Raw genomic sequence first — 18,736 nt, 5'->3', positions numbered from 1 at the left:
GAACGGATCCTCACTTCTCCTGACGTCCCGCGCGGGCCTGCCGACAGGGGTCCCTGCGACCCGACGCACGCCCCGCCGCCGAACCTCCGCCCCCGGAAGGGACCCCTCCGTGCACCTGGTCCGCACCGTCGTCGTCACGCTCCTGCTCGGCGGGCTCTCGCTCGCGCCCGTCGCCGCCGCGGACCTCGCGTCGGCGAGCACCCTCCCGACGGTCCTGCCGGACCCTGCCGCAGGGACCGGAGCCGCCGACCCGACGCACCAGCCGGTCGACCGGGCCGTGGCATCCGCTCCCGGTGCTGCCGGCCCGCAGGTCGACGGCGTGCGCGTCGGGGCCGGCTCGTACGCGCCGACGCCGCCGGCGGAGATCGCGTCCGTCGCCGACGTGCGGAAGACCGTCGACCAGCACCTGTACGTCGACCCGTCGCAGGCGGGGAAGCCCGTCCCCACGAACCAGTGGTGGACCGACCTGCTCGTCAGCAGGTACTCGGGCGACATGTGGGCGTACCCGTTCGTGTCGTCGAACAGTGCGCAGGGGACGAAGGTGACCCTCCCGACGTCCTGGAACGCGGACGGCACCGCGATGCGGCTCGACGCGCCGGTCACCGTGGGCGGCACGGTCGACCCGACGCCGGACGCCTCCGACCGGGTGCTCGCCGACTTCGAGGACGGTCTGCCCGACGGGTGGACCACGACCGGTGACGCCTTCGCCGGGACCTCGTCCGGGACCGCGTCGGGGCAGAGCGCCGTGTCCGGCTGGCTCGGTGGTGGGTTCGTCGACTCGTTCACCGACCGCGACGGCGACGGCGCGACCGGCACGCTCACCTCGCCGGGGTTCACGGTCGACCGGTCGACCCTCGCCTTCCTGGTCGGCGGGGGCCGACACCCCGGGGCCGAGGCGGTGCAGCTGCTCGTCGACGGCGCGGTGGTCGAGGAGGCGACCGGCGCGGACAGCGAGGAGCTGCGCTGGACGACGTGGGACGTCAGCGCGTACCGCGGACGGACGGCGCAGGTCCGGGTCGTCGACTCGCTCCGTGCCGGGTGGGCGCACGTCCTGGTCGACCAGGTGCTGCTCACGGACGCCCCGGACGGCATCGCGGAGCGCTTCACCACGGCGTTCTCCGCCGATCGGGCCGACGCCCTGCGCTGGGGCGACTGGAACGTGAGCTGGCGGATGCCGCAGGCCGGACCGGGCGGTCAGTACATGGACGTGACGAGCGTGCAGGGGTCGCCGTACGAGTGGTTCGAGTTCCACGGCATGACCCCGCGCATCACCCTGCAGGACGGCGCCGCGCTCACCGACGCCGACGGCCGCGGACTCACCGGGACGATCACGACCGACCGCTTCGAGATCCGGCAGGACGGGCACGTGTTCGGGGTGCACGCGCCCACCGGCACCACCTTCACCCGCTCCGGGAACGTGCTCGAGGCATCCGCGGGCACCCCCTTCCTCGTGCTCAGCGCGGTGCCCGAGCAGGGGCTGACGCTCGACGACCTGCACCGCACGGCCTTCGCCGTCCCGCGGGACACCCGGATGGACTACTCGTACGACCCCGCGGCGGGTCAGGTCGAGCAGCGGTGGTCGCTGCAGACCGACGTGCTGCAGGGCTCGGACCACGACACCGTCCAGGGCTGGCTGCAGCACCAGTACGCCGAGGCGACGCACGACCTGTCGTTCACCGGAGCCACGTACGCGACGCCGCGCGGCACGATGAGGACGACCGTCGGGCACGACGGCTGGACGCTGCGGTACGCCTTCAGCGGGCTGACCCCGATCGGCGCCGAGCCGACGAGCACGGGCGACGACCCGTACCGCGAGGAGGTCATGCGGCAGTACCTGTCGGACTACGCCGCGAAGGAGACCTACGGCGGCGACACCTACTGGGGCGGCAAGGACCTGCAGCAGCTCGGCGCGTACATGAGCGTCGCGGACCAGATCGGCGACACCGAGGACGCCGACCGGATGCGGGCGACCCTCGAGCGCGCACTCACGGACTGGTACACGTACAGCGAGGGCGAGCGGGAGCACTTCTTCGCGATGTACCCGACGTGGAAGGCCCTCATCGGGTTCGGCGACTCGTACGGGTCCGCCCAGTTCAACGACAACCACTTCCACTACGGCTACTTCACACTCGCGACCGCGCTGCTCGGACGGGCCGACCCCGAGTGGGCACAGCGGTACGGCGAGATGGCGACCCTCGTCGCGAAGCAGTACGCGAACTGGGACCGGGACGACGAGCGCTTCCCGCACTTCCGCACCTTCGGCGTGTGGACCGGTCACTCGAACGCCGGCGGTGTGTCCTCGCCGGGCGGCAACAACCAGGAGTCGTCGTCCGAGGCGATCCAGTCCGAGGCCGGGCTGTTCCTGCTCGGGTCGGTGCTCGGTGACGAGGACATGCAGGCAGCCGGTGCGGTGCAGTACGTCACCGAGCGTGCCGCCGTCCGCGACTACTACCAGAACGCCCACGGCAACCCGGCGTCGGCGGCGTACGACGGCGACGGCGCGTTCCCCGAGGCGTACGACGCCGGACAGGCCGGCATCCTCTTCGACTCCGGGCAGGCCGAGGCCACGTACTTCTCCGGCGACCCCGCGTGGATCTACGGGATCCAGTGGATGCCGACCGCGCCGTGGTTCACGTACTTCGGGTGGGACCCGGACTTCTCGATGGCGATCATGCGGCAGATGATGGCAGCCCGGGGCGAGGTCGTCGGGCAGGACGGCGTCGTGGACGGCAACGCCGGGCACGTGCAGATGCTCACCAAGAAGTGGTGGGGCGTCGGTACCTACGGGGACGTCGCGATCACGCGGGACCGGCCGGCGGCGATCGGTGAGCTGCAGGACGCGATCCGGGCCGTGGAACGGAACCACCCGGGCTACGTGACCGCGAAGACCGCGACGAACCCCCTGTACGACCGGTCGACGGACACGCTGTACGTCTCGGTCGACGACGACGGCTCCGTCGTGTTCCCGTCCCGGTGGTGGACACCCGAGGCCCTGCCGGCGGCACTCGTGCCCGCGCAGCTCGACGGCTCGACGGCGGACCGGCAGCCGGGGGACTGGCCGGAGCCGTCGCCGCTCCTGCCGTTCCTCGTCACCGACTACCGGGCGGACCCCGACACCATCGGCCGGCTGTACGGCGTCGACCTGACCCACCACCGCCCGGGCGCCGACACCGCCCGCGCGGCCGCCGTCTTCAGCGAGATGGGCGATGCACTCGGCAACGTCGTCCTCGGGTTCCTCGCCCAGTACGACCCGGACACCTACGCCGACGTCCACGCGGCGCTCTGGGAGGCGCAGGACCCGACCGTGACCGGACAGTCGATGGCCGGGATGGTCTACCACCAGGCGATGTCGAACCGCACCGTCGGGCACGAGGTCACCGACCGCCACACGTCGAACCCGCTGAGCCAGGTGTTCCGCGCCGCCGACGGCACGTACTCCTACGTGATCGACAACGTCGACGACGTCCAGCGCACCTACGACGTGTACGCGGGGCAGCGGGTCGTCGGGCAGATCGCGGTGCCCGCCCGGACGCAGATCACGTCGCACCTCGATGCCCGACTGGCGAAGGTCGTCGTCGGGACGGAGGGCGACCCGCGCACGCTCGCCCCGGGCAGCACGACCGCGTTCACCGCGACCGGCTACGACCAGTACGGCGCGACCGTGCCGCTCGACGACGTGCGGTGGTCGACGAGTGCGGGGACGATCGACCAGGACGGCACCCTGCACGCGGGGGCCGCGGCGGACCAGGTGTCCGTGACCGCGACCGTCGGCACGGTCTCCGACGCGTACGACGTGCGTGTCGCCCCGGCACCGGTGCTCACGGGCATCGCCGTGACGCCCGGCACCGCCCGTGCCGTGGTCGGCGAGCCGGTGACGTTCTCCGCCGAGGGGCGCGACCAGTACGGTGACCCGGCTCCGCTGCCCGCCGACGTCGCCTGGAGCACCACCGCTCCCGGCACGGTCACCGGTGACGGGACCCTCACCACCACCGCGCCCGGCGCAGGCTACGTCGTCGCGACGGTGAGCGACGTCGAGGCCGGCGGGGTCGAGGCCGGCGGGGTCGAGGGCAGTGCCGTCGTGTCGTCGATCGCCTCGGTCCCGGTGGTCGAGGGGACCACCGCGACCGCGAGCTCGACCGACGGGGGCAACACCGCGGCGAAGGCCGTCGACGGGGACCCCGCCACCCGCTGGGAGAGCGCGCACGGCGTCGACACGGTGGACCTGACGCTCGACCTCGGGTCCGCGCGGGACGTCGACTCCGTCCGGGTCACGTGGGAGAACGCCGCGGCGGCACGGTACGTCGTGCAGGTGTCCGACACGGACGACGGCCCCTGGCGGAACGTCCGCACCGTCACGAACGCGGACGCGTCGGTGGACACCGTGCCGGTCGGCGCGACCGCCCGCTTCGTCCGGCTGCACATGACCGACCGCCTCACCCAGTACGGCTACTCGGTGTGGGACGTGCAGGTGACCGGGACACCGGCCACCGCCGACGTGGACGTGCGCGACCTGCTGGTCGCCCCGCGCAGCGTCACGGTGCTGCCCGGCTCCTCCGTCCGGCTCGCCGCGTACGGGTTCGACGCCGACGGCCACGGCGGTCTGCTGACCGGTGACGCCCAGCCCGTCTGGACCGCGGACGAGGGTGCGACGGTGAGCGCCTCGGGCACGGCGACCCTGCCGGACCGCGGCGGTGCCACCGCGACGGTCCGCGCGGTCCGTGGTGCGGCGACCGGGCAGGCCGTCCTCACGACCCTCGACCAGGGTGAGTCGCCCGCGGTCTCCCGCGACGTCGCCGTCGGCAAGCGGGTGACGACCTCGTCCGACGAGCGCGGGAACCTGTCGGGCGACGCAGCCGTGGACGACGACGACACCACCCGGTGGTCGAGCACGGCTCGCGACGGCGAGTGGCTCGCCGTCGACCTCGGCTCGGTGCTGCCGCTCGACCGCGTCGAGGTCCTCTGGGAGACGGCTGCAGCGGCGTCGGACCACGTCGAGGTCCGCGACCGGGCATCCGACCCGTGGCGCACGGTCTCGACGACGGCCGAGGGACGGGGCGGGACGGAGACGCACGACCTCGACGGCGTCCGGGCCCGCTTCGTGCGCCTGGTGGCCGACTCGCGCACGACCCGGTACGGCGTCTCGGTGTGGTCGTTCCGGGTGTTCTCCACCGAGGGCACGCCGACGCCGGACCTCGCCCGGCGCGCCGCGGTCTCGTCGTCCGGCGACGAGTCGGCAGGCACACCGGCGCGCCACGCGGTGGACGGGGACCCGGGCACGCGGTGGGCGAGCGAGCACCGGGACGATGCCCGGCTCGACGTCGACCTCGGTGCGCGCCACGAGGTGCACGAGGCGACGATCCGGTGGGAGGACGCGTACGGCCGCGCCTACCGCATCGAGGGTCGCGACGCGACGACCGGAGCGTGGACGACCATCGTCACCGTCACCGACGGCGACGGTGGCACCGACCGGGTCCCGCTGTCCGGTACGTGGCGGCAGATCCGGTTGCAGGGTGTCGACCGGGCGACGCCGTACGGGTACTCGACGTACGCCGTCGAGGTCCGGTGACGTCTCCCGAGCCGCTCCGTGCGAGGATCGGTCGGTGCAAGCAACGCCCGTCGCCGTCGTCATCGCCGCGATGACCGAGGAACTCTCCGCCGTCGCCACCCTGCTGGGTGGTGTCGTCATCGACGACGGGCCGGTGGGCGGACACGACGAGCACCACCTGCTCGACGTCGGCGGATCGGTGGTCGCCCTCCGCCGCAGCGGCATCGGGTTCACGAACGCGACGGCCGCCGTCGCGCACTGCTTCCACGACTTCGGCACCGTCCCGGTGCTCAGCGTCGGGACCGCCGGCGGGCTCATGCGCGGCATCGAGATCGGTGACGTCGTCGTCGGCGAGCACTACGTGAACATCAACGCGGACGCGACGGCGTTCGGCTACGCGCTCGGGCAGGTCCCCGGGATGCCGCCGCAGTACGCGCCCGACTCCCGCATGCTCGCCCGCGCCGCCGCTGCTCGGACGCCGTACCGCATCCGGTCCGCGACCATCGGCTCGAGCGAGGTCTTCGTCACCGAGGGGCGCGCCCGTGCGCTGCGCGAGGTCTTCCCCGCGGTCGCAGCGGTGGACATGGAGTCCGCGGCCATCGCGCAGTTCACGCACGTGCACGACATGCCGTTCCTGTCGATCCGTGGGATCAGCGACCTGTGCGCACCGGACGGCGACGAGTTCCGGGAGCACCTCGACGACGCGTCGGCACGCGCAGCGCGCGTGGCGCACGACGTGCTGCTCGACCTGGCGGCCTGAGGCGGCGCCCACCAGCGACCACCGCCGCCCACCGGACGGGAGGCAGGGCACCCGTCGGTCCCGCGCCTCCCGTCCGTCGGTCGCCCGCGTCGGACGCGCGTGCCGGCAGACCGGGTGAGCGCCGGGTCAGCGACGCCGGCGGCTGGCGATCAGGCCGCCGAACACCAGGACGACCGCGATCACGAAGACGATCAGCTGGGCCGGTTGGAACCCGTCGAGGTCCATGGTGCACTCCTTCCGTGCGCGGGACGTCCGCGCTCGCATCGACCCGAACGGTAGGACGCGGTTCCTGTACGCGTCGAGGGGACGGGGTACGGCTCCTGCACGACAGCCGGTCGCCGCACACTCGTGCACGGTTGGGCGCCAGCCGAGTGCCTCGACGCTCCGCCGGTGCGATGATGATCCGCGGCCGTCGCCCGGACGGCCCGGACGGAAGTGACGAGCGTGACCGAGACCCGCTCCCCGGCGCCGACGAGCGACACCGTCGACGACCCCTCGCACGGCCCGGCGAAGGGCCTCGCAGCCCTCGCCCTCACCGCCCTCGGCGTCGTGTTCGGCGACATCGGCACCAGCCCGCTGTACGCCCTCCGCACGGTGTTCACCATCGACGGCGGCATCGTGAAGGCGAACCAGGAGGACGTCTACGGCGTCATCTCGATCATGTTCTGGAGCGTCACGATCGTCGTGTCGATCAAGTACGTGCTCGTGCTCATGCGCGCCGACAACGACGGCGAGGGCGGTGTCATGGCGCTCGCCGCACTGGCGCGCCGGCTCTACGCGAAGCGGCGCGGGGGCGCGACGGTCTTCCTGGTGATCGGCATCATCGGTGTCTCGCTCTTCTACGGCGACTCGGTCATCACCCCGGCCGTGTCCGTGCTCTCCGCGGTCGAGGGGCTCTCGACCGCGGCGCCGTCGCTCGAGCACCTCATCGTGCCGATCGCGGCCGTCATCCTCGTGCTGCTGTTCCTCGTGCAGCGGTTCGGCACCGGCAAGGTCGGCAACCTGTTCGGCCCGGTGATGCTGCTCTGGTTCGTGGTCATCGCCGCGGCCGGCGTCCCGCACATCGTCGCGCACCCCGGCGTGCTGCAGGGGCTCTCGCCGACCTGGGCGATCTCCTTCCTCGTCGCCCACCCGTACATCACGTTCGTGGCGATGGGCGCCGTCGTGCTCGTCATCACCGGGGCCGAGGCGCTGTACGCGGACATGGGCCACTTCGGCCGTCCGGCGATCCTCCGCGCCTGGTTCTTCGTGGTGTTCCCGGCGCTCGTGCTCAACTACCTCGGCCAGGCGTCGCTGGTGCTGCAGGACCCCTCGGCGGCGAAGGACCCGTTCTTCCTGCTCTTCCCGGACGCCCTGCAGATCCCGGTCGTCGTGCTCGCGACGATGGCCACGGTGATCGCGAGCCAGGCGGTCATCTCCGGCGCCTTCTCGCTCACACGCCAGGCCGTCCAGCTCGGGCTGCTGCCGCCCCTGACGATCCGGCAGACCTCGCGGGAGGAAGGCGGCCAGATCTACCTGCCGGCGGTCAACCTGCTGCTCTTCATCGGTGTCCTCGCGATCATGCTCGCCTTCCGGTCGTCGGCGAGCCTCGCCACCGCGTACGGGGTGTCGGTGACCGGCGCGCTGGTCGTGGACACGCTGCTGCTGCTCCTGGTCGTCAAGCCGCTCTGGCACTGGGCGACGTGGAAGCTCGTGCTGGCCGCGGTGGTCTTCGGCGGGCTCGAGCTGACCTTCCTGGCCGGCAACCTGTCGAAGATCGTGCACGGCGGCTGGGTCCCGCTGCTCATCGCCCTCGCGGTGATCACGCTGATGACGACCTGGCGCCGGGGGCGGCAGCTCGTGCAGGAGGAACGCAAGGAACGCGAGGGCTCACTCGCCGAGTTCATCGAGCGCATCAACACGAAGCACGTCCCACGGGTCGAGGGCATCGCGATCTTCCCGCACCCCAACAAGGAGACGACCCCGCTGGCGCTCCGCGCGAACGTCGAGCACAACCACGTGGTGCACCGGACCGTGATCATCGTCTCGGTGCTCACCGCGAACGTGCCGCACGTGCCGCACGCCAAGGCGTTCTTCCGCGACGACCTCGGGTACGAGGACGACGGCATCGACCACATCACGGTGAAGTTCGGGTTCTCCGACGACCAGGACCTGCCGCGGGCACTGCACGCCGCGTGCCTGGCCGAGGTGCTCGATGTCGATCCGGAGGCGATCGCCGGGGCGTCGTACTTCATCTCGCGCGGTGCGCTCCGACCGCAGGCCGGCAACCGCGGCATGGCGCGCTGGCGGAAGAAGCTCTTCGTCGGGTTGGCGCACAACGCGGCCGATCCGGCAGCGCGCTTCGGGCTGCCGGCACAGCGCACGGTGACGATGGGCAGCGACGTCGAGCTCTGAGCGCCGTCCGTGCGGCTGAGCACCGTCCAGGCGGACGGCGTAGCGTCCGACGGGTCGTTCCGCCACCCGGGCTCCTGCGGCACCGAACGGAAGCCGCACCATGGCACACCGGAACGACCTCACCTGGCGTCAGGACAGCGACGCCACCTGGTCGGCGTGGGCCGACGGCCGCATGCTGGCCCGCATCACGCTCCAGCGGCAGTACGAGCTCGAGTCCGAGGACGGATCGGTGCGCGGGTCGCACAGTGCCCTCGGCAGTGCGCAGGCGCAGCTCGAGGCCTGGTACCAGTGGGAGACCGCGGTCGGCGAGGCCTGAGGCGACCCTCCCTCGGCCGGACCGGCCGCCGCAGCACCCCGCCCGATCGCGGTGACGACCCACCGTGCCGCGGCCACGTCGCGCCGGTCGGCCCGTGCCACGGCCGCGTCGCGCCGGTCGGCCCGTGCCACCGTGCCGTCGGGGGAGCCCGGCCGGGTCAGTGTGCGCGGCCCCGCAGGCGACCGACCCCGAGCACGATGCCGACCACGACCATGCCGAGCACGAGCCCGACCACGGCCGACACCGCGGTGTCGACGATCCACGTGACGACCGGGCCGGCGGCCTCGACCGCGTGCTCGACGACGTGCAGCAGTTCCTGCGGGCCCGCCCAGAACGTCTCCGCCAGGTTCGCGATCACCAGGTGCCCACCGACCCAGAGCATGGCGACCGTGCCGACGATGCTGATGACCCGGAACACCGTCGGCATCGCGCGCACGATCCGCGCACCGGCACGGCGGGTCCGCCGGGAGTCGTTCTTCATCATCTGCAGGCCGATGTCGTCGACCTTCACCAGGAGCGCCACGGCGCCGTAGACCAGGGCCGTCATCCCGAGCCCGATCAGCGCGAGGGCACCGACCTTCGGCCAGAAGTCGAGCCCGGTGTCCAGGCTCGACAGGGCGATGAGCATGATCTCGGTGCTGAGGACGAGGTCGGTGCGCACGGCGCCGAAGACGAGCTTGGGCTCCGTGGTCGGCTGCGCGTCGCCGGCGGCCTCGTGGTGCACACCGAACCACTCGGTGACCTTCTCGGCACCCTCGAAGCACAGGTACGTGCCGCCGATGACGAGCAGCCACGGCAGCACCCACGGGGCGAACGCCGACAGCAGCAGCGCCAACGGGATGATGATGACGAACTTGTTGAAGAGGCTGCCGAGCGCGATGCGCCCGACGACGGGGAGTTCGCGAGCCGGTTGCAGTCCCTGGACGTACTGCGGAGTGACCGCCGCGTCGTCGATCACGACCCCCGCGGTCTTCGCGCTGGCCTTGAGGGCCGCGGAGAGGATGTCGTCCACCACGGCGAGCAACCCGACTGACATGTCGCTCACCCTACTGGAGCGGTCACCGGCGTCCGTCCCGCGCCCTCCCACCGGCCGGCGCTTCCCCCAGATCGGGGTACGTGCGACGGCGGGTCCGCGCCGACATCCGCGAAGCGGCGCGCAGTCAGACCGTTCTGCTCGCGCGAACGGGGTACGCCGCTGGGGGTTGCCTGGCAGCCGCCCGTCGTTCCACTGACGGCAGCCCTTCCCGAGCCGACACAGCAGGGCACACCGAGCACCACCACCACGGTCCGCCGACGCCACCCACGTCGGCGCCCACAGGCAGGAGCGCCCCTTGCAGTCTTCGATCGTCGCAGCCCTCACCGTCGCCGTGCTCGCAGTCGGCGCGGTCGCCGATGTCTCGGCTCCCCCCTCCGCGTCCGCCGCACCGACGTCGACCACGACGACCTCCGCCCCGAAGGGCGCCGTCGTGTCGAACGGTCGGACCTGGAAGCAGACCTACCGGCAGGACTTCGCCACGGCCGCGCCGGCCGGCAAGGTCGCCGCGAAGTACCCGGGCATGGGCCTGTACGACGGGTTCTCCGACACGAGCGGTCAGGGGCGCTACACACCGTCGAAGGTGCTGAGCGTGCAGAACGGTGCGCTCGACTTCTGGCTGCGGGCCGACCGCGGTCAGCCGCTCGCCGCGGCCGTCATGCCCGACGGCTACGCGCCGCACCGCACCGGCCGCGTCTCGATCCGCTACAAGACCACGAAGACCCCCGGGTACAAGTTCGTCGTGATCCTGTGGCCGTCGAGCGACCGGTGGAACGAGGGCGAGATCGACTGGCCCGAAGCGGCCCTCGGCGCGAAGCCCCGACCCGCGTCGGCCGTCCCGGGCAGCCTGCGGAACGGCGCCATGACCTTCCAGCCGGAGCGTGAGACCTTCGCGGCCACCGACACGAGCAGCTACCACGTCGCCACCACCGAGTGGGACAGCAAGGTGGTCCGCTTCTTCTGGGACGGCAAGCTGGTCGCGTCGACGACGAAGGCCGTGCCGACGAAGCCGATGCGGGTCACGCTGCAGGCCGAGACCGACACCGGTGGGCGCGTGCCGGCGGGCGCCTCGGGGCACGTGAGCGTCGACTGGATCGCGATCTACGACTGACGGGAGGCGCGGTGCCGGTGAGGAGCGGGACCGCCCACCGGCACCGCGCCTCCGGGCTCAGCCTGCGGTGCGACGGGCGGTCAGCCGACCGCGGCCCAGTGGCAGTGCGCTGCTGCGGTAGGCGAAGCCGTCGGCATCGCCGACCGTGCCGCTGGCGGTGCCGAAGTGCCACAGGCGGTTGAAGCAGGAGACGCCGATCCGGGTCGACCCGTCGTCGGCGACCGCCCACGTGCCGGTGCCCCACTGGGCCGGGTGACCGACGCCGTCGATCGTCACCGTCGGTCGTGCTCCCCAGGTCAGCAGGGGGCGACCGAGGTCGAGGGTGATCCGGCGCTTCGTCGTGCCGGACGGCTGTGGGGTGTCCATGCGGTCAGGGTACGGGCGTCGGCACCCTGAACGCGCCCGGGCGGCCGTCCGTAGGATCCGCTGCATGGCTGACTTCACCGCTGCACAGGCCGCCGTCGTCCGGATCGAGCGCGCGGAGGAGGGCCGGTGGGACCTCACCCTCATCAGCGACTCCGGCGTCCGGATGGGGCACGGCGTGCACCTCCCCGACGCTGCGTCCGACGACGCCGAGGACGAGCGGGTCGCAGCCCTCGACTTCGTGCGCGGGTACGGGTTCCGCTTCGAGGCCGACGCCGTCGTCACGGACGGCCCGGACGCGTTCTGGGCACCGTTGCTCCCGCTCGGGTCCGACGAGCACCCGACGGACTGAGGCTGGTCAGTCCTGGTCGTCGAGCGCTGACCGTTCGAACCCGATCAACCAGGTCACCCCGAACGCGTCGCGCACCGTTCCGTCCCAGTCGCCCCACGGCCGCTCCTGGAGGTCGTCGACCACCGTGCCGTCGGAGGCCAGGTCCACGAACCACCGCCGGAGCACCTCGGGCCGGGCGCTCCCGAGCAGGGCGAACAACAGGCCGGAGACCGCGAGCGCGGTGTCGTCGGGACCGGTGTCGGCGGCGAAGAGCCGGACCGGGCCGACGAGCTCGCCGTGCGCCACGGCGCCGGGCGGCCCGTCCTCGCGAGAGGCCTCCTCGTACGAGGTGACGCGGACGTCGCCGCCGAAGACCTGCTGCCAGCGGGCGAGCGCCGTGCGGGCGGTGCCGGGGAGCAGGAGGTACGGGGTCGGGGCTGTGCCGTCCATGGGCTGACCGTACTCCGGTGCTCGGCGGCGGGCCCCCTTCGGCCTCCCTGTCCGTGGTCGACGTGAGACGCCGGCGTCGTGCCGAGACGCCGGTGTCGTGCCGAGACGCCGCCGTCGTGCCGAGACGCCGCCGAAGAGGACGGCGTCTCGAGCGATCGGGGGCGTCTCGCGGTGACGCCGGCGTCTCGGATCCGTCCGGCACGACGAAACGCCGGCGCCTCGGGCCGGCCGCCCGGCTCAGGCGCGGTGCCGCGTCCGACGCGCCCGGCGCAGTCCGACCACGGCCGTGCCGAGCGTGAGGAGCGCCACGGCCCAGCCGATCGGCACGGCGGCATCGGCCCCGGTCCAGGCGAGCTCGCCGGCGGTGTCCGCGACGGAGCGGGCGCTCGACGAACCACCGTCCGGGTCCTGCCCGACCCGAGCTGCGGTGGTGGCGTCTCCCTCGGGAGCGGTCGCCGCCCGTCCGCCGGTCACCCGCACCGGGAACGTGGTCGCGGTGCCGTCGACCGACACCCGGACGGTCTGCGACGCCGCGCCGGCGAAGGTCACCGTGACGGTCCCGTCGCCGCGGTCGACCCGGTCGGCGTCGTCGCTCGCACGGACCTCGGCGTCCTCGGCGACCGCCACCGTGTTGCCGAACCGGTCGGTCGTCCACGGTTCGAGCGTGAGGGAGCCGCCGAGCGCCACGCCCAGCGGATCCGGGTAGACCCGGCCGTCGGCACCGACCCAGGTGTACGTCCCGTCCGACGCGGCGGGGACGGTGCGGACGACCACGCCGACGCCGGTGGCGGCAGCGGGCAGGACGGTCCAGCGCACCCAGTGCTCCGCGGAGCCGACCGCGGTCGTCGCGGTGACCCGCACGGTGGCGGTGCCCGCGTGGGTCGGGGTGCCGGAGAGCACACCGTGGGCGAAGGTCAGCCCGTCGTCCGGGTGGGCCGTGGCGCCGTCCGCGGTGGTGAGCGAGTACGTGGCTCCGTCGGCGTCCCGTGCGCGCAGGTCGGCGGAGGACGGTTCGCCGGCCCGGACGGTCGGGAGCACCTGGGGGGAGGACTCGCTGGTGGCCGCTGCCCAGGACGGCACGTCCGCCGTCGTCGGCGGGGTGACCGGTGTCGGCGACGACGACGCCGTCGACGCCGACACGGGCTGGGTGGCGGCCCGGGCCGTGGCGGCCGGCAGGACGCCGAGTGCGGCGGCGACCAGCACGGCGGCGGCCGCTGCGGTGGTGCGCGCTGCGGACCGAGCGCTCGGGACGTGGTGCATGGTGCTCCTCGCGGATCCCCGGAGCGTCGGGAGACCGCGCCGGGACCGGTCGTCGGGTACGTCCGGTGCCGCGAGCGTAGGCGGCGAGGAACCTTCGCGGACGATCGGTTGCGGCTTCCCGAAGGGACCCTGTGGAACCCCGCAGCGCCGTGCGGCACCGTGCGTCGCACCGCGGGCGCGGATCAGGACGCGGCGATCGCGCCCATCTCGGCGACGACGGTGCGGAGCTTCACCGCGAGCTCGTCGCTGTCACCGACGGTGTCGCGGTGCGCGACCTCGGACAGCGCGGACAGCACGAGTCCGACGGCCGTGCGAGCGGTCTGCTCGTCGGTGCGCGACGACACCGTGGCGAGGAGCGACTGCCGCGACTCGGCCATCCACTGCATGACCATCGGTGCCATCTCGGGTCGGAGCACGAGGAGCTCCTTCATCCGGCGGCGGTCCTGGGAGAGCGGGACGGTCGCGGCGATCAGGACGCACAGGTCGTCGACGAGTCGGCCGTCCGCCTCGGCGAAGCGCGTGGCCGCCCACTCCGGCACCTCGACGGTGTCGAGACCGAGCGCCGCGTGCGCCTTCGACGTGAAGTAGTTGAAGAAGGTCCGCGGGGAGACGTCGGCGTCGCTGCAGATCTGCTCGACGGTGACGCCGTCGAGACCGTGCTCGGAGACGAGCGTCAGGGCGGCGTCGTGGAGCGCCTGCCGGGTCTGCTGCTTCTTCCGCTCGCGCAACGTGCACGGTGCGGTGACCGGCTCCGGTGCTGCTGTGGTGCTCACGTGCACTCCTGTGGTGCTGGGCGGCCACCGTGTCCTGCGGTGGGCCGGGTCGTCTGTGCCGGACGGGTCCGGCACGGGGAGGCCGCCCGCACCCCGGGCGGGGTGCGGGCGGCCGGGGGTCACCGACGCTGGGTCGGCGTGGAGCCGGTCATCGGCCCGGTGAACGATCCGGCCTCGGCTGCTGCGAGCCCGGCGCGGGCCTCGAGCTCGGCCTCGGCCGACGGCGCCGAGCGGTCGACATCGGACGAGGAACCGTCGGACGAGGAGCCGTCTGACGAGGATCCGTTCGCGGCGTCGTGCTGTTCCTGCAGCGCCGAGCGCTGGCGCAGCGGCGGCACCCGGAAGAACCAGGTGAGCACGAAGGCGAGCAGGATCACGCCGAGTCCGACCCAGTAGATCGTCACGGACGAGGCGTTGAAGCCCGCCATGAACGGCCGCGTGAGGCGGCTGTCGGCGCCGGTGAGGAACGAGGTGTCGTTCGTGCTCGTCGCCGCGGAGTCCGAACTGGCGCCGTCGTCGATCTGCTTCGCCAGGGCCGGCGTGAGCTCGTCCACCCAGTACGACCGCTGCGAGGCGTTCGACCAGTCGACCGACACCGTGCCGTCCTGGACGCTGGCGTGCGCCTCGTCCGCCACGGCCTCGAGGGCTGCGGACTCTGCGGCCGGGGTGGCCGCTGCGACCTGCTGGTCGATCACGCCCTGCGCCGCGGCTGCGGGCACGGCACCGGCGGCGACCTGCTGCTGCACGGCCGCGGTGACCTGCTGCGTGACGGCCTGGTCGGCCGCCTGCTTCGCCTGCGCCGAGGCGTCGTCGAGCTTCCCCTGGACGGTCTGCTGCAGCGGGGTGGTGATCGGGGCCCAGATCGTGTCGATCGCGCCCTGGTTGGCCGGCTTGCTCGCCACCGCGGGGTCGAGTGCGGCCGACAGCGCCGGCTTCAGGTCGGCCTGGTTCGCGGTCGCCGTCAGGATGTTGCTCGGCATGACCGAGAACAGGATCGAGAGCAGCACCGCGGTGCCGAGCGTTCCGCCGATCTGCCGGAAGAACGTCGCCGAGCTGGTCGCGACGCCCATGTCCCGGGCCTCGACCGAGCCCTGCGACGCCAGGGTCAGCGACTGCATGACCGAGCCGAGCCCGAGGCCGATCAGGAACATGCCGATCATCAGGAACCAGAGCGGCTTGTCGATCGTCATGAAGGTCAGGACGACGTAGCCGGCCGACACCAGGAACGTGCCGATGACCGGGAAGATCCGGTAGCGGCCGACACGGGCGACGATCTGGCCCGAGGTGATCGACGCGATCATCAGCCCACCGACGAGCGGCAGCGTGGCGAAGCCCGACTCGGTCGGGGTCAGGCCCACGACGATCTGCAGGTAGAGCGGGATGGTCAGCATGGCGCCGAACATCGCGAAGCCGACCAGGAACCCGATGACGGTCGCCATCGAGAACGTGCCGGAGCGGAAGAGCTTCAGCGGGATGATCGCCGCGTCGCCCATCTTCGACTCGACGAGCAGCAGTGCGACGAGTCCGAGCGCACCGATCACGTAGCTGGCGATCGCGGCGGGCGAGCCCCAGCCCCAGGTGCGGCCCTGCTCGGCGACGAGCAGCAGCGGCACGAGCGTGACGATGACGGCCGTCGCGCCCCACCAGTCGACCTTCGGCTTGTCGCCCTTGCCGTGCACCTTCGGCAGGTGCAGGAAGACGATCACCATGATGAGCGCGGCGACGCCGATCGGCACGTTGATGAGGAGCACCCAGCGCCACCCGGTGATCCAGAGGATCTCGGAGGAGCCGGCGAGCAGGCCGCCGATGAGCGGTCCGATGACGGACGAGATGCCGAACACGGCGAGGAAGTACCCCTGGTACTTCGCACGCTCACGCGGCGCGAGGATGTCACCCATGATCGCGAGCGGCAGCGACATGAGCGCGCCGGCGCCGATGCCCTGCACGGCACGGAAGGCCGCGAGCATGAGCATCGAGTTGGACATCGAGGACAGCACGGCGCCGAGGATGAAGACGACGATGCCGAAGATGTAGAGCGGCCGTCGGCCGAAGATGTCGGAGAGCTTGCCGTAGATCGGCGTCGCGATCGTCGACGTGATCAGGTAGGCCGTGGTCACCCATGCCTGCTGGTCGAGACCGTGCAGGTCGTCGCCGATGGTGCGGATCGCCGTGCCGAACACCGTCTGGCCGAGGGACGACAGGAACATGCCCGCCATCAGGCCGTAGATCACCAGGAGGATCTGGCGGTGCGTCATGAGCGGCTGTTGGCCGGAGGTGCCGGGCGCGTGCGCGCCGGTCGCCGCGTCGGGGCCGGCGGTGTCGCGGCCCTGCTGCACCGAGACGGGTGCGGTGGCGGTCATCGAACTCCTTTTTCGTACTGTGTAACTTTGCAGACCGCGCAACGATACATCCGGTGGTTCCGGAATGCAACTAAATGGCGACGGACGGGAGGCGCGTCGCGGCGCCGCCACGCGCCTCCCGTCCGGCCACCGCTCGCCCGGTCGCGTCAGCGGGCGTCCGCCGTCCGAGGTACCGTTTCCCCATGAGCACGGACACCGCCACCGCCACCGAGACCGCCGACGAGGGGCCCGTGGTGACCTTCGCCGACCTCGGCCTGAGCGATCCGGTGCTCAAGGCCGTCAAGGACATCGGCTACGAGACCCCCTCCGCCATCCAGGAAGCGACGATCCCGACGCTGCTCGAGGGGCGCGACGTCGTCGGCCTCGCGCAGACCGGCACCGGCAAGACCGCGGCGTTCGCGCTGCCGATCCTGTCCCGCATGGAGTCGGGCAGCAAGGTGCCCCAGGCCCTCGTGCTGTCGCCGACCCGTGAGCTCGCGCTGCAGGTGTGCGAGGCGTTCGAGCAGTTCGCGTCGCACATGAAGCACGTGCACGTCCTGCCCGTCTACGGCGGCCAGGCGTACGGCGTGCAGCTGTCCGCGCTGCGCCGTGGCGTCGACGTCGTCGTCGGCACGCCCGGTCGCATCATGGACCACATCGCCAAGGGCACGCTCGACCTGTCCCAGCTGAAGTACCTCGTGCTCGACGAGGCCGACGAGATGCTCAAGATGGGCTTCGCCGAGGACGTCGAGACGATCCTGGCCGAGACGCCGGACGACAAGCAGGTCGCGCTGTTCTCGGCGACGATGCCCGCGCAGATCCGTCGCATCTCGCAGCAGTACCTGAACGACCCGTCCGAGATCACCGTCAAGACCAAGACGAAGACCGCCGCGAACATCACGCAGCGCTACCTGATGGTGTCGTACCCGCAGAAGGTCGACGCGCTCACCCGCATCCTCGAGGTCGAGGACTTCGAGGGCATGATCATCTTCGTCCGCACGAAGAGCGAGACCGAGACCCTGGCCGAGAAGCTCCGCGCCCGCGGGTACGCCGCGGCGGCGATCAGCGGTGACGTCGCCCAGGCACAGCGCGAGCGCACGGTCAACCAGCTGAAGTCCGGCAAGCTCGACATCCTGGTCGCCACGGACGTCGCCGCCCGTGGCCTCGACGTCGACCGCATCACCCACGTCGTGAACTTCGACATCCCCGTCGACATCGAGTCCTACGTGCACCGCATCGGCCGCACCGGTCGCGCGGGCCGCAAGGGTGACTCGATCAGCTTCGTCACGCCGCGCGAGCGCCGGCTCCTGTCGGCCATCGAGCGCCACACGAAGCAGCCGCTCACGCAGATGCAGCTGCCCACGGTCGAGGACGTCAACGAGACGCGCCTCAGCCGGTTCGACGACGCGATCACCGCGGCGCTCGAGCAGCAGGACCGCATCGAGAAGTTCCGTGACGTCATCGCGCACTACGTCCGCAACCACGACGTGCCCGCCGAGGACGTCTCGGCCGCGCTCGCGGTCGTGGCGCAGGGTGACTCGCCGCTGCTGCTCGACCCGGCCGACGACCAGCTCCGCAACCAGGTGGACCGCGACGGCCGCCGTGGTGAGCGCCGCGACCGTGACGACGACCGTGGTGGCCGCGAGGACCGTGGGCCGCGCCGCTCGCAGCCGATGACCGCCTACCGGATCGAGGTCGGGCGTCGCCACCGCGTCGAGCCGCGCCAGATCGTCGGCGCCCTGGCGAACGAGGGCGGCCTGCGGCGCGACGACTTCGGCGCGATCCAGATCCGACCCGACTTCTCGATCGTCGAGCTGCCCGAGAGCATGGACCCGGGCGTGCTCGACCGGCTCGCCGACACCCGGATCAGCGGGAAGCTCATCGAGATCGCGCCGGACCGCCGCGGCGGTGCCCGTCGGTACGACCGCGACGACCGCGGACCGCGTGCGCCCCGTCGGGACGACCGTCCCCGCCGTGACGACCGCCGCGACGACGACCGTCCGGCACGCAAGCCCCGGCACTGACCAGCCATCGGTCGGTCACTGACCGGCCACTGACCGG

Annotated in this window: 13 protein-coding genes; 7 read left to right on the top strand and 6 right to left on the bottom strand. The window is 72.3% G+C overall.

Going from position 1 to position 18,736, the window contains the following annotated elements; all coding sequences use genetic code 11:
• Window positions 1-109 precede the first annotated feature (109 nt).
• From M3666_RS11975 to M3666_RS11960, 4 genes are all read left to right on the top strand, one after another.
• Window positions 110-5,566: a discoidin domain-containing protein gene (locus M3666_RS11975; RefSeq protein WP_251155314.1), complete on the top strand. Its 5,457-nt coding sequence runs from the start codon at window positions 110-112 to the stop codon at window positions 5,564-5,566.
• A gap of 34 nt (window positions 5,567-5,600) precedes the next feature.
• Window positions 5,601-6,305, top strand: a complete 705-nt coding sequence (gene mtnN / locus M3666_RS11970; protein ID WP_066652353.1) for a 5'-methylthioadenosine/S-adenosylhomocysteine nucleosidase — start codon at window positions 5,601-5,603, stop codon at window positions 6,303-6,305.
• A 444-nt stretch (window positions 6,306-6,749) separates the two neighbouring features.
• A complete protein-coding gene (locus M3666_RS11965; protein ID WP_209683882.1) occupies window positions 6,750-8,699 on the top strand; it encodes a potassium transporter Kup in 1,950 nt (649 codons plus the stop codon).
• Between the two features lie 100 nt (window positions 8,700-8,799).
• Window positions 8,800-9,015, top strand: coding sequence for a hypothetical protein (locus tag M3666_RS11960; protein WP_251155313.1), 216 nt, complete (start codon window positions 8,800-8,802; stop codon window positions 9,013-9,015).
• A 157-nt stretch (window positions 9,016-9,172) separates the two neighbouring features.
• On the opposite strand, the gene M3666_RS11955 is transcribed toward M3666_RS11960, so the two are convergent.
• Window positions 9,173-10,051, bottom strand: a complete 879-nt coding sequence (locus tag M3666_RS11955; RefSeq protein ID WP_066657781.1) for a DUF808 domain-containing protein — start codon at window positions 10,049-10,051, stop codon at window positions 9,173-9,175.
• A gap of 295 nt (window positions 10,052-10,346) precedes the next feature.
• Here M3666_RS11955 and M3666_RS11950 point away from each other — a divergent pair, with 295 nt between their 5' ends.
• Entirely contained in the window at window positions 10,347-11,159 is an 813-nt protein-coding gene (locus M3666_RS11950) for a glycoside hydrolase family 16 protein (protein WP_251155312.1), read from the top strand.
• 57 nt (window positions 11,160-11,216) lie between these two features.
• Here M3666_RS11950 and M3666_RS11945 read toward each other — a convergent pair whose 3' ends face one another.
• Complete coding sequence (locus tag M3666_RS11945; protein ID WP_251155311.1) at window positions 11,217-11,525, bottom strand: hypothetical protein; 309 nt, start codon at window positions 11,523-11,525, stop codon at window positions 11,217-11,219.
• Between the two features lie 64 nt (window positions 11,526-11,589).
• On the opposite strand from M3666_RS11945, the gene M3666_RS11940 reads away from it, so the two are divergent.
• Window positions 11,590-11,874 carry a hypothetical protein gene (locus M3666_RS11940; RefSeq protein WP_251155310.1) on the top strand — a complete coding sequence of 95 codons (285 nt, stop codon included), beginning with the start codon at window positions 11,590-11,592 and terminating at the stop codon, window positions 11,872-11,874.
• Window positions 11,875-11,880: 6 nt separating this feature from the next.
• On the opposite strand, the gene M3666_RS11935 is transcribed toward M3666_RS11940, so the two are convergent.
• The 4 genes from M3666_RS11935 to M3666_RS11920 all read right to left on the bottom strand — a co-directional run bounded on the left by M3666_RS11935 (window position 11,881) and on the right by M3666_RS11920 (window position 16,696).
• Entirely contained in the window at window positions 11,881-12,303 is a 423-nt protein-coding gene (locus M3666_RS11935) for a VOC family protein (RefSeq protein WP_251155309.1), read from the bottom strand.
• 237 nt (window positions 12,304-12,540) lie between these two features.
• Complete coding sequence (locus M3666_RS11930; RefSeq protein ID WP_251155308.1) at window positions 12,541-13,563, bottom strand: hypothetical protein; 1,023 nt, start codon at window positions 13,561-13,563, stop codon at window positions 12,541-12,543.
• 182 nt (window positions 13,564-13,745) lie between these two features.
• On the bottom strand, window positions 13,746-14,336 hold the full coding sequence (locus M3666_RS11925; protein ID WP_066652370.1) for a TetR/AcrR family transcriptional regulator: 591 nt from the start codon (window positions 14,334-14,336) through the stop codon (window positions 13,746-13,748).
• A gap of 119 nt (window positions 14,337-14,455) precedes the next feature.
• Window positions 14,456-16,696: an MDR family MFS transporter gene (locus M3666_RS11920; protein ID WP_374109586.1), complete on the bottom strand. Its 2,241-nt coding sequence runs from the start codon at window positions 16,694-16,696 to the stop codon at window positions 14,456-14,458.
• Window positions 16,697-16,878: 182 nt separating this feature from the next.
• Between M3666_RS11920 and M3666_RS11915 the strand changes: the two genes are divergently transcribed.
• Window positions 16,879-18,699, top strand: a complete 1,821-nt coding sequence (locus M3666_RS11915) for a DEAD/DEAH box helicase (RefSeq protein WP_066652376.1) — start codon at window positions 16,879-16,881, stop codon at window positions 18,697-18,699.
• Window positions 18,700-18,736 lie beyond the last annotated feature (37 nt).

Source organism: Curtobacterium sp. ODYSSEY 48 V2, assembly GCF_023712625.1.
Taxonomy (GTDB): Bacteria; Actinomycetota; Actinomycetes; order Actinomycetales; family Microbacteriaceae; genus Curtobacterium.
This window is presented reverse-complemented; position numbering and strand designations above follow the sequence as displayed.

Excerpts from the sequence above, each read along its gene's own strand:
- M3666_RS11960 (WP_251155313.1), top strand. The coding sequence starts at position 8,800 with ATGGCACACCGGAACGACCTCACCTGGCGTCAGGACAGCGACGCCACC.
- M3666_RS11955 (WP_066657781.1), bottom strand. The coding sequence starts at position 10,051 with ATGTCAGTCGGGTTGCTCGCCGTGGTGGACGACATCCTCTCCGCGGCC.
- M3666_RS11945 (WP_251155311.1), bottom strand. The coding sequence starts at position 11,525 with ATGGACACCCCACAGCCGTCCGGCACGACGAAGCGCCGGATCACCCTC.
- M3666_RS11940 (WP_251155310.1), top strand. The coding sequence starts at position 11,590 with ATGGCTGACTTCACCGCTGCACAGGCCGCCGTCGTCCGGATCGAGCGC.
- M3666_RS11935 (WP_251155309.1), bottom strand. The coding sequence starts at position 12,303 with ATGGACGGCACAGCCCCGACCCCGTACCTCCTGCTCCCCGGCACCGCC.
- M3666_RS11930 (WP_251155308.1), bottom strand. The coding sequence starts at position 13,563 with ATGCACCACGTCCCGAGCGCTCGGTCCGCAGCGCGCACCACCGCAGCG.
- M3666_RS11920 (WP_374109586.1), bottom strand. The coding sequence starts at position 16,696 with ATGACCGCCACCGCACCCGTCTCGGTGCAGCAGGGCCGCGACACCGCC.
- M3666_RS11915 (WP_066652376.1), top strand. The coding sequence starts at position 16,879 with ATGAGCACGGACACCGCCACCGCCACCGAGACCGCCGACGAGGGGCCC.